At 63.5% G+C, this 11,896-nt stretch carries 8 protein-coding genes and 1 tRNA gene; 7 read left to right on the top strand and 2 right to left on the bottom strand.

Annotated elements, in window-relative coordinates:
* Positions 1–252: 252 nt before the first annotated feature.
* The 3 genes from H1204_RS06590 to folD all read left to right on the top strand — a co-directional run bounded on the left by H1204_RS06590 (position 253) and on the right by folD (position 3,766).
* Entirely contained in the window at positions 253–1,530 is a 1,278-nt protein-coding gene (locus H1204_RS06590) for a DUF3300 domain-containing protein (protein WP_180730887.1), read from the top strand.
* A gap of 80 nt (positions 1,531–1,610) precedes the next feature.
* Positions 1,611–2,567 carry a DUF2950 domain-containing protein gene (locus H1204_RS06585; protein WP_180730475.1) on the top strand — a complete coding sequence of 319 codons (957 nt, stop codon included), beginning with the start codon at positions 1,611–1,613 and terminating at the stop codon, positions 2,565–2,567.
* 341 nt (positions 2,568–2,908) lie between these two features.
* Positions 2,909–3,766, top strand: a complete 858-nt coding sequence (gene folD, locus H1204_RS06580; RefSeq protein ID WP_180730474.1) for a bifunctional methylenetetrahydrofolate dehydrogenase/methenyltetrahydrofolate cyclohydrolase FolD — start codon at positions 2,909–2,911, stop codon at positions 3,764–3,766.
* A 111-nt stretch (positions 3,767–3,877) separates the two neighbouring features.
* Here the strand turns inward: folD and H1204_RS06575 are convergent, their stop codons facing one another.
* The gene (locus H1204_RS06575; protein ID WP_180730473.1) at positions 3,878–5,038 is read right to left on the bottom strand and encodes an acyltransferase; all 1,161 of its coding nucleotides are present in this window, start codon (positions 5,036–5,038) and stop codon (positions 3,878–3,880) included.
* Between the two features lie 411 nt (positions 5,039–5,449).
* Between H1204_RS06575 and H1204_RS06570 the strand changes: the two genes are divergently transcribed.
* Entirely contained in the window at positions 5,450–7,564 is a 2,115-nt protein-coding gene (locus tag H1204_RS06570; protein WP_180730472.1) for a M3 family metallopeptidase, read from the top strand.
* 876 nt (positions 7,565–8,440) lie between these two features.
* On the opposite strand, the gene H1204_RS06565 is transcribed toward H1204_RS06570, so the two are convergent.
* Positions 8,441–9,730, bottom strand: a complete 1,290-nt coding sequence (locus tag H1204_RS06565; protein ID WP_180730471.1) for an amidohydrolase family protein — start codon at positions 9,728–9,730, stop codon at positions 8,441–8,443.
* A gap of 178 nt (positions 9,731–9,908) precedes the next feature.
* On the opposite strand from H1204_RS06565, the gene H1204_RS06560 reads away from it, so the two are divergent.
* From H1204_RS06560 to xth, 3 genes are all read left to right on the top strand, one after another.
* Positions 9,909–10,613, top strand: a complete 705-nt coding sequence (locus H1204_RS06560; protein WP_180730470.1) for an aspartate/glutamate racemase family protein — start codon at positions 9,909–9,911, stop codon at positions 10,611–10,613.
* A 113-nt stretch (positions 10,614–10,726) separates the two neighbouring features.
* Positions 10,727–10,803 (top strand) — tRNA-Met (locus tag H1204_RS06555).
* 187 nt (positions 10,804–10,990) lie between these two features.
* Entirely contained in the window at positions 10,991–11,767 is a 777-nt protein-coding gene (xth, locus tag H1204_RS06550) for an exodeoxyribonuclease III (RefSeq protein ID WP_180730469.1), read from the top strand.
* Positions 11,768–11,896 lie beyond the last annotated feature (129 nt).

The following is an 11,896-nucleotide window of genomic DNA, read 5'->3' as shown; positions in this document are numbered from 1 at the left end:
GCGTCGCATGCAGCGCCCTGGCCGCGGACAACACCGCGACTTCAGATTGCCCTTGCGCGTCCCGCCCACTTCCATTATCAGTCGCCGTACACCATCGTCCGCTTGTCGCTCCATTGCCACAAGACCGCGTGACGGCACGCCGGCCTCGCCCGGCAGCCGTTGCGCTCACAACGCAGCAAGGAGGTTCTCATCGTGAAACGTTACGGACCCTACAGGCCGCGCACGTGGCTCGTCTGCGCGGCGCTGGCAGGCATGCCGCTCGCTGCGTGCTTCGTCGCGCCCACTGACGCTGTCGCGCAAACGCCCGCGAAAGTCTCGAACCAGCAACTCGATTCGCTGACAGCGCCCATTGCGCTCTACCCCGACGCGCTGCTCGCGCAGGTGCTGATGGCATCGACGTTCCCGCAGGACGTGACGGCGGCCGCCGCGTGGTCGAAGGCGAACTCGCAGTACAAGGGCGATGACGCCGTGAAAGCCGTCGCCTCGGAACCGTGGGACCCGAGCGTGCAATCGCTGGTCGCGTTTCCGCAGGTGCTCGCGACGATGGACTCGAAACCCGACTGGGTGCAGCAGATCGGCAACGCGTTCCTCGCGCAGCCGAACGATGTGATGGACTCGGTGCAGCGCTTGCGCAAGCAGGCGCAGTCGTCTGGCAATCTGAAATCGAGCGAGCAGCAAAAGGTGATCGTCGAGCAGAGCACGATCCAGATCGTGCCCGCCAATCCGCAGGTGGTCTACGTGCCGACCTATAACCCGACCGTCGTCTACGGCACGTGGCCCTACCCGGCCTATCCGCCCGTCTATATGCCGCCGCCTCCCGGTTACGCGATCGCATCGGGGTTCATGACAGGGCTAGCGTTCGGCGCGGGCGTGGCCGTCGCCAATTCGCTATGGGGCGGCTTCAACTGGAACAACCATGACGTCAACATCAACGTCAACCGCTACAACAACATCAACGTCAACAACCGGATCAACTCGAATACGTCAACCGCGAACTGGAACCGCAACGAGAGCATCAACCGCAATAACGCGAACTTCAATCGCAACAACGCCAATCTCAACAACAGCAATGTCGCTGCGCAGCGCGACCAGTTTCGCGGGCGCGACGCGTCGCGGGCGCAGGCGCAGCAGACGCTGCAGAACCGCACCGGCCAGAACCTGAGCGGCAACGCGAGCCAGCGCGTGCAGAACATCCATCAGGGCGGCGCTAACGCGGGCAATGTCCGCAACAGCGCGCAAAACCTGAACCGCGACAACGCTTTGCGCGGCTCGGGCGACGCCGCGGGCTCGCGGCAGGAGTTGCAGCGCGGCCAGGCGAGCCGCCAGTCGCTGGCGAACAACGGTGGCGCGAACAACCGGCTCGGCTCGGGCGGCGGCGGACAGCAGTTCAATGGCGCGCAGGCGGGCGGCGGCCGGTCCGGTGGTGGTGGTGGTGGTGGAGGCTTCCAGCATGGCGGCGGAGGCGGCGGAGGCGGTGGAGGCTTCCAGCGTGGCGGTGGCGGTGGCGGTGGCGGATTCCATCGCCGCTAGAAGATCGATCGACAGCAACCATCTTGGATTGGACCTGAAGCAGCCGCTCAAGCGCCAGCTCTGGTCGACAGGAGTCAGTCATGACCGGCAAATTAACCTGCTTACCAACCCGCCAATCGATTCGCGCAGCTATCCGCCGCGCGCCGCGTGCGGCGCTTTCGCGCACGTTCGCTGCGGTCGCCGCCAGCGCGATGTTCGCGGCTTCGCAGCCCGCCTCTGCGCAGGCCGTCTACCCGACACCCGATGCCGCCGCAAGTGCGTTCGCGAACGCGCTCGCGACCAGCGATCATCCCGCGATGGAAAAGGTGCTCGGCAAAAACTTCGGGCGCTACATCCCGACCACCAATATCGGCGAGGACGACATCTACGCGTTCCTCGGACAATGGGCGAAAGGCCACCGGATCGTCGACGACCCGGCACCGCAGGCGGGCCGCAAGAGCGTGCATCTCGCCGTCGGCGACGAAGGCTGGACACTGCCCATTCCCATCGTGCAGACGGCGCGCGGCTGGCAGTTCAACACGCCCGCCGCCACGGATGAAATGCTCACGCGCCGCATCGGCCGCAACGAACGCGCGGCGATTCTGACGTCGCTCGCCTATGTCGACGCGCAAAACGACTACCGCAAGCAGATGCAGCACTATGCGCAGAAGTTCATCAGTTCGCCGGGCAAGCAGGACGGCCTTTACTGGCCGACAGCACCCGGCGAGCCCGAAAGCCCGCTCGGTCCACTCGCCGCGACGATGCCGCATCAGATCGCGCCGGGCGAAGCGTACTACGGTTACCACTACCGCATTCTCACGTCGCAAGGCGCGAAGGCCGACGGCGGCGCGCAGAACTACGTGCAGGACGGCGTGCTGTCGAAGGGCTTCGCCCTTGTCGCGTGGCCGGCCGAATACGGCAAGACGGGTGTGATGAGCTTCATCGTCAATCAGAACGGCCAGGTTTACGAGAAGAATCTCGGGCCGCAGACACCGCATGTCGCGTCCACGATCACGTCGTTCAATCCCGACGCCTCGTGGCAAGCGACACAGCCTTGAGCTGTGCGTTGAAACTGCGCTGAGCGCGTGGCGGCGGCGTTCGCTACCCCGACGGCCGCTGCCACGCGATATCGTTCCGCGTCACCGTGGGTCATCGCGTACGCGGTCCCGACGGTATAATGTCGAACTTCGCTGCGGCGCGGTTTTCGCGCCGTGCGCTTTCCGGCATGCGACCCGTACCTGCCTTCGAGCGCCATCCGTGCGATTCGCTGCGTCCGCCTTGAGCGAGCGTCGCGAGCGCATGCGCAGCAGCACGACGCGCGGCATGCGCGGCAACGTGATCACACGCCCCGCGCCTGCCTGCCCCGCCCGCATTCCGAAACGCCCATTCTCGACCGACCATGACAGCCAAACTGATCGACGGCACCGCCCTTTCCAAGACCTTGCGCGCCGACGTCGCCACGCGTGCCGCCGCCCTCACCGCCCGTGGACACCAGCCGGGTCTCGCCGTCGTACTCGTCGGCGACAATCCGGCGAGCGAGGTCTATGTCCGCAACAAGGTGAAAGCGTGCGAGGACAGCGGCCTCTTCTCGTCGTATGACCGCTATCCCGCGACGATGACGGAAGCCGATCTGCTTGCGCGCATCGACGCGCTCAACCGCGATCCGAAAATCCACGGCATTCTCGTGCAGCTGCCGCTGCCGAAGCATATCGACAGCCACAAGGTGATCGAGGCCATCGCGCCCGAGAAAGATGTGGACGGCTTTCACGTCGCGAACGCCGGCGCGCTGATGACGGGCAAGCCGCTGTTCCGCCCGTGCACGCCGTATGGCGTGATGAAGATGTTCGAGGCTTACGGCATCGATCTGAAGGGCGCGAATGCCGTCGTGATCGGCCGCTCGAATATCGTCGGCAAGCCGATGGCGCTGTTGCTGCTCGAAGCGAACGCGACGGTCACGATCTGCCACAGCAAGACGCGCGACATCGCCGCGTACACGCGCGACGCGGATGTCGTCGTGGTGGCGACGGGCCTGCGCAACACGCTGACGGCCGACATGGTGAAGCCGGGCGCGACGGTGATCGACGTCGGCATGAATCGCGACGAGAACGGCAAGCTGTGCGGCGACGTCGACTTCGCGAACGTCAAGGAAGTGGCCGGCCATATCACGCCCGTGCCGGGCGGCGTCGGTCCGATGACGATCACGATGCTGCTCGTCAATACGATCGAAGCGGCCGAGCGCGCCGCAGGCAACGCCTGAGCAATCGACTCGACGCGCTTCACGGCGCGTCATCAACCGCCGTCCGGCTTGTCACAACGAGCCGGGCGCGCGTCATCCGCGGATCGCGGACATAACAGCATCATCCCGTCATCAAAGCGGCGGCCAGCGGACCGCGAGGTCGGACGCGCGCATCGATGCCGCTTCGGGCGCATCACGGCGTTCTTGCTGACGCGCGTCAATGCGCGCGATGCGCGCGCGGCACCAGTTCATCACCGGACGCTCGATCCAGCGCGACGAGAACGCTGCCAGCGCAAAAATGAACGGCGCACTGACGACGATCGACAGCATTGGCGGCATGCGCGGCGCGAGCGCTGCCACGCATTGCTGGACCATGAAGCCGTAAAGATAGATCGCGTACGAGTAGTCGTGACGCGGCACCCAGCCACGCAACATCGGCGTCACGCTCACCCATAGCAGCCCATAAACGAACGCGACATAGAACAGCGCCTGCGCGCCCGCCGTATCGCGAAACACCAGAAACACCAGCAGCAGACCACACGCGGTCAGGCCGCTGAGGCTGATGCGCTCGCGCCATCCGTACAGCAGCATGCCGAGAAAGAAGAACGGCTCAGGAAAGAACGCATAGCCGCCCGCCTTGTCCGGGAAATCACGCCAGCCGATCTGCAGATCGGGCAGACGCACACGCACCGTCAGCACGGCCACCGCGATCAATACCGCGATCACGCTGCGCCAGCGCGTCGACAGCAAGCCGGCCATGCCCACGACCAGCACGAGCCCATAGCAATAGATCTGGAGCGGCAGCGTCCACAACGGCGCGCAGATGTCGCGCACGAAACGGTTGTGCTCGAACACACCCGGCAATGTCCAGCCGCGCTTCATCATGAGCGTCGAGAAATAGTCGAGGTTTCGCCATGTGGCACCCGACGTGAAATAGTCGTGCAGCGCAAGCGTCGTGAAAATCGGCCCGACGACGAAGATCGCCACCAGCGACGCGCCGACCACGGCGGGCAGCAAACGCGCGAGCCGCAGCGCGACGAAGCGCGGCACCGAGCGCTGCCGCTCGAAGCTCGCGCTCACCAGCAGCCCGCTCATCAGAAAGAACGCATACACGCCGAGATAGCCCGCGCCGCCGAAGCCAAGCGCCGCCGCGATGCCATCGCCGGCATCCGTCTGCTGGATCACGTACGCGTTGCAATAGACGACGGCGCACGCGGCGACCAGTCGAACGAGATCGAAATTGTTCGCGTCGCGCGCAAGTGCGCCCGACAGTGTCTGGGGATGCGGAGTCATCGCGAGAGCCACCTGATGCTGGCGGGCCGGCACGCGGGCGTGAACGGCCACCGAAGGAAACGGAAACCGCACGCCATGCCATCTGCGTGCGGACGTCTCAACGATGCGCGAGAACGCGCGCCGCGACCGTGCGCTTGCCCACCCTCTCGTTCTGGTACAAATACGTCTGAGCCCGCTACCACTGCGCGCGAGCGGCAGTTCTGATAATTTGTGCTGCAACCGGCTGGAGATTGGCCGATAACAGCTGAACCAGTTGGAAACGGCGAACGGCGCCCCAATATCCACCTTGCAGGGCGTCGCACGACCCGCGCGCACGCGCCGCGTGCTGCGCGCGTCATGCGCGCCGCTTACGTTTCAGGCCCGGAAACGCATCATCCGGGCGTTCATTTACCGCGTCAGACAGGAAGCATCATGTCCACCTCTCAATCGACATCCGACAATCCGCTCCTCGATTTCTCCGATCTGCCGCGCTTTGGCGAGATCCGCCCCGAACATGTAACCCCTGCCCTCGATGTGCTGCTCGCGAATGCGAGCGCGGCAGTCGACCGCGCGGCCGAGCCGTCGACGCCGGCGTCGTGGGCCGAGGTCGTCGAACCCGTCGAACGCGCGACGGAGCCGCTGTCGCGCGCCTGGGGCGTGATCGGCCACCTGAACGCCGTCGCCGATACGCCCGAGCTGCGCGCCGTGTACGGCGAGAACCTGCCGCGCGTCACCGAGTTCTGGTCGAGCGTCGGGCAGAATCTGGCGTTGTACGAGAAGTACAAGACCATTGCCGCCGCCGATGATTTCGAATCGCTGACGGGCGAACGCAAGAAGATCCTGAACAACTCGCTGCGTGACTTCAGACTGTCGGGCGCCGAACTGCCTGAAGATCAGAAGCCGCGTTTCGCGGAACTGCAGGAACGCCAGGCCGCACTGTCGAAAGCATTCTCGGATCACGTACTCGATGCGACGAATGCATACGCGTTCATCGCCGAAAGCAAGGACGAACTGACGGGCTTGCCCGACGACGTGATCGAAGCCGCGCGCGAAGCAGCCGAGCGCGAAGGCAAGAGCGGCTGGAAGTTCACGCTGCATTTCCCGTCGTACTTCCCCGTCATGCAGTATTCAGAAAACCGCGCGATGCGCGAGACGATGTACCGCGCTTATGTCACGCGCGCGTCGGAACTCGGGCCGCAATACGGCAAGGGCAATACCGACTGGGACAACACGGGCATCGTCGCTGACGCGCTGAAGCTGCGCGAAGAAGAAGCGCACATGCTCGGATTCAAGAACTTCGCCGAGGTGTCGCTCGCGCCGAAGATGGCCGAGTCGCCGGAACAGGTGATGGCGTTCCTCGAAGACCTCGCGACGCGCGCGCGTCCGCACGCCGAGCACGACTGGAAGGAACTGCGCGAGTTCGCTGCGAGTGAGCTGGGTCTCGCCGAACTCCAGCCGTGGGATGTCGCGTTTGCCGCCGAACGCCTGCGTGAGAAGCGCTATTCGTTCTCCGAGAACGAAGTGAAGCAGTATTTCCCGGAAGACACGGTGCTCAAGGGCCTGTTCAAGGTCACGGAGACACTGTTCGGCGTGAAGATCCGCCGCGACGAAGCAGCGACGTGGCACCCGGACGTGCGCTTCTTCCGCGTCGAGAATCAGGACGGCGGGCTCGTTGCGCAGTTCTATCTCGACCTGTACGCGCGCGAAGGCAAGCGCGGCGGCGCGTGGATGGACGACGCCCGCTCGCGCCGCAAGCCCGTCAACGGCGCGGTGCAGACGCCCGTCGCGTATCTGACGTGCAACTTCTCGGCACCCGTCGGCGGCAAACCCGCGTGCTTCACGCACGATGAAGTGATCACGCTGTTCCACGAGTTCGGTCACGGTCTGCATCACATGCTGACGCGCGTCGACGAGCTCGGCGTGTCGGGCATCAACGGCGTCGAATGGGATGCCGTCGAACTGCCGTCGCAGTTCATGGAAAACTTCTGCTGGGAGTGGGACGTGCTGAGCGACATGACGTCGCACGTCGATACGGCCAAGCCGCTGCCGCGCGACCTGTTCGACAAGATGCTCGCCGCGAAGAACTTCCAGAGCGGGCTGGGCACGCTGCGTCAGATCGTGTTCTCGATGTTCGACATGAAGCTGCACGTCGACTTCGACACGTCGGGCGCAAAGAGCGCGAACTATCTGGCGCGTGAGATCAACGAACGCTTCCACGTGATTCCGCAAGCGTCGTTCTCGCGCTGGCCGAATACCTTCAGCCACATTTTTGCGGGCGGCTACGCGGCGGGCTACTACAGCTACAAGTGGGCCGAAGTACTGTCCGCCGATGCTTACGCCGCGTTCGAAGAAGCCGCGCAAGCGGGCAAAGGCAGCGTGCTCGATGCGGCAACGGGCACGCGTTACCGCAAGGAGATTCTCGAAGTGGGCGGCAGCCGTCCCGCGATGGAATCGTTCAAGGCGTTCCGTGGCCGCGAGCCGAATATCGATGCGCTGCTGCGGCACAACGGCATGGCGCCGGATGCGGTGCCAGGTGGGGCGCATTGACGGTTTTGATGCGGTAGAGCGCGGGTTTGTGTGGCATTTGGTTTGCCGCTCCGCGGTGTATGCAGAGTTAACTTAAAGGGCGGGTTCGGGGTTGCCGGGCCCGCTTTTTTGTGGCTCTTTCGCTGGCATCCGCGTTTCGTTAGCGTGCTTCACGCGTCGCCGTGTGGTGTTCTGGCATTTACGCTGGCATCCGCGATGCGTTACCGTGCTTCATGCGTCGCCCCTGTGCGGGGCGGCACCTACTTTTCTTTGCCGCCGCAAAGAAAAGTAGGCAAAAGAAAGCGGCTCACACCGCCAACATTTCTTCCTGCCTGAGGGCCCCCAAAGGTTCTTACGCTTCACACGGCAACGCGCCAGTCCGCGCTCGTTGCCAACGCTCTCTCTATACGCCTCACCCACTTCACCCACCCGCGTTGCAGCCTGCCGTGCCAGATCTTCCACCGCCGCCCAGGTGGCAAACTGTGTGTAGGCGTTCGCACCATAAATGCACCACTCCGGACCGATAGCGCACGCGTTCCACGCTGTAAGAGCGCCAACCTATACGACGCGACAACCTACACACAGTTTGTCACCTGGGCGGCACAAACCATTCGCTGCCGCCGGCCTAAGTATGGGTATTTGAAGCGGGTGAGGCGTTCATTCGAAGCGTTGGCAACGCGCGCCAACCGGGGCACAGCCGTATGAAGCATGGGGACCTTGAGGGCCCGTGGATAAGAGCACGGGCTGGCGGTGTTAGCCGCTTTCTTTTGCCTACTTTTCTTTGCGGCGGCAAAGAAAAGTAGGTGCCGCCCCGCACAGGGGCAACGCTTGAAGCTAGATAACGAATCGCGGATGCCAGCGCAAAGGCAAGCAAACCAAATCCGTCACGAACCCTATTCACCCGCGATGCAGTTTGAAGTCCACTTCCATAGGCCGCCCTTCCAGCGACAACATCGCGCGTGCCGCCGGAGCGCGGCTCACCACTTTCCCCCGGCTCACGACTGCCAGCCGCGCCGCGCGCAAACGTATCGCCTCGACAGCATCGCGCGCGTCAAGCACGACGAGATTCGCATCGCATCCCGGCTCAACTCCATAACGCTCCAGCCCAAGAATACGCGCCGCATTCACCGTGACGGCGTCAAAACACGCATGCATCGCGTCGATACCCGTCATCTGCGCGACGTGCAAGCCCATGTGCGCGACTTCGAGCATGTCGCCGGAACCGAGGCTGTACCAAGGGTCCATCACGCAGTCGTGGCCAAACGCGACGTTGATCCCCGCCGCCAGCATCTCCGGCACGCGTGTCATGCCGCGCCGTTTCGGGTAGGTGTCCGAGCGCCCTTGCAACGTGATGTTGATCAGCGGATTCGCGATGGCCGCCACGCCCGATTCGCGCATCAGCGGCAGCAGCTTGCTGACGTAGTAGTTGTCCATCGAATGCATCGACGTCAGATGCGAGCCTGTCACGCGGCCATGCAACCCGAGCCGATGCGTCTGCGCCGCAAGCGTTTCGATGTGACGCGACAGCGGATCATCCGATTCGTCGCAATGCATGTCGACGCGCAAGCCTTTTTCAGCAGCGAACTCGCATAGCAGCCGCACCGACTCCGCGCCGTCCGCCATCGTCCGTTCGAAATGCGGAATGCCGCCGACCACATCGACACCCATCGCAATCGCGCGCTTGAGATTGTCGAACGCACCCGCACTGCGCAGCAGCCCGTCTTGCGGAAACGCGACCAGTTGCAGGTCCATGTAAGGCGCGACGCGGCGCTTCACTTCGAGCAGTGCTTCGACAGCGAGCAGGCGCTCGTCGCATACATCCACATGCGTGCGGATGGCGAGCAGACCACGCGCGACGGCCCAGTCGCAATACTGCAGCGCGCGCTCGACGAGCGCTTCCTGCGTCAGATGCGGCTTCAGTTCGCCCCACAGCGCGATGCCCTCGAGCAAGGTGCCCGATGCGTTCACGCGCGGCAAGCCATACGACAGCGTCGCGTCCATGTGGAAGTGCGCGTCGATGAATGGCGGCGTAACGAGCGCGCCTTGCGCGTCGATCTCTTCGCGTGCGCTGGCGGCGAGGTTCGGCGCGACGGCGGCGATGCGTCCGCCTTCGATGCCGATATCGACGGGGCCATTCTGTTTCGGGGCACTGCGTGGCAATACGGCATTGCGGACGATCAGATCCATGGGCGGCTCCTTTGCATGACTACGATTCTATCGGCGGAAGGAATGCGTTGGGAGCATCCTGATGGCAAAGGACAAAAGACCGTACCGTACTGGCCGGCCACGCGCGATCCGTACCGCTCACCCCAACGGCTCGCAGCCTATACTCGACGCGATCAACGGGTACAGACAAGAGCGCGATATGAAAACGATAGGCGTGATCGGCGGGATGAGTTGGGAATCCTCGGCCGAGTATTACCCGCTGCTGAACCGCTATGCGAAGGCGCGTCTCGGCGGCCATCACAATGCGCGCAGCCTGATGGTGACCGTCGACTTCGCACCCATCGAAGCGAACCAGCGAGCGGGCGACTGGCACGCGCTCGGCGTGCAGATGGCGGATGCCGCCCGACAACTGGAGCGCGGCGGCGCCGACATCGTGCTGCTCGCGACGAACACCATGCATCGCGTGCACGAAGCGATTGAAGCGGCGATCGCGGTGCCCTTTCTGCATATCGCCGATCCAACGGGCGAAGCGCTGCGCGCGGCGGGCATCGAGCGAGTCGGCTTGCTGGGCACGCGCTATACGATGGAGCAGACCTTCTACGCGGGTCGCCTGCGCGAGCGCTTCGGCCTCGATACGCTGATCCCCGATGACGAAGGCCGCGCGCACGTCCATCGGATCATCTACGACGAGTTGTGCCATGGGACCATCGAGCCGTCATCGCGAGCGATCTATCAAAACGTGATCGAAGACCTGAAGGCTCGCGGCGCGCAGGCCGTCATTCTCGGCTGCACCGAGATCACGCTGCTGGTCCGACAGGAAGACGCTATTCTGCCTGTGTTCGATACGACTGCGCTGCATGCGCAAAAGGCTGTCGACTGGGCGATCGAAGCCGATCATGGTTGAGATGAAACACGCGATGAAACACTACGCCACCAACACGTAGCAGAAGAAGATGAAAAAACTTCGATCAAATGTTTGACGCATGACGAAGGTGTCCGTACAATTCGCCTCTCTGACGCGGGGTGGAGCAGTCTGGCAGCTCGTCGGGCTCATAACCCGAAGGTCACAGGTTCAAATCCTGTCCCCGCAACCAGTTTCAAAGGCATCGTGTCCTGCTCCACACGGCCTCAAGCAGTACAGGTAGTGTTACGCATCCAAAGCCCGCATCGCCCAAAGCGTTGCGGGCTTTTGCGTTTTTGCCTATGCATGTTGCCGTACTGAGCGGCGCTGCCCGATCGCGGTAAGATTCCATCCAGCACCTGATACAACGAGAACGAGCGATGAAATTAGCCACGTGGAATGTGAACTCCCTGAAGGTTCGTCAGCAGCATGTGATCGACTGGCTCGAACTCAGCCAGACCGACGTGCTGTGTCTTCAGGAACTGAAACTGCCCGACGAAAAATTTCCGCGCGCAGAACTCGAGGAAAAGGGTTATCGCAGCTGGTTCGCCGGTCAGAAGACGTATAACGGCGTCGGCATACTCGTGCGCGACGGCATGAACGTCGACGAAGCCAGCATCATGCGCAACATACCCGGCTTCGAGGACCCGCAGCAGCGCGTGATCGCGGCCACCATCGAAGGCGTGCGCGTGATCAGCGCCTACTTCCCGAACGGCCAGGCGCCCGGCACCGACAAGTTCGCCTACAAGCTGCGCTGGCTCGACGCGCTGCACGACTGGATCGCCAGCGAACTCGCGCAGCATCCAAAGCTCGCGCTGCTGGGCGACTACAACATCGCGCCCGAAGACCGCGACGTGCATGATCCGAAGGCGTGGGAAGGACAGAACCTCGTGTCGCCGGAAGAGCGCGCGCAGTTCAACCGCCTCGTCGAACTGGGTCTCGTCGATTCGTTCCGGCTCTTCGATCAGCCCGAGAAGACCTTCACGTGGTGGGACTATCGGATGCTCGCGTTCCGCCGCAACGCGGGCTTGCGCATCGACCATATCCTGCTGTCGAAGCCGCTTGCCGCAAGCTGCACGCATTGCGACGTCGACAAGACGCCACGCAAGTGGGATCAGCCGTCGGATCACGCGCCCGTCGTCGCGCTCACCGAGTAACTCGCCGCATAAGCACAAGCGCATTCGCAAAAGAAGAAGCGGCTCGATGGCGCACCGCGCCGTCGAGCCGCTTTACTTTGCCGCGTATGAACGCCGCACCACTCGCATCATGCCCTGAGGCGTCAACGC

It is taken from the genome of Paraburkholderia sp. PGU19 (genome assembly GCF_013426915.1).
Classification (GTDB): domain Bacteria; phylum Pseudomonadota; class Gammaproteobacteria; order Burkholderiales; family Burkholderiaceae; genus Paraburkholderia.
This window is presented reverse-complemented; position numbering and strand designations above follow the sequence as displayed.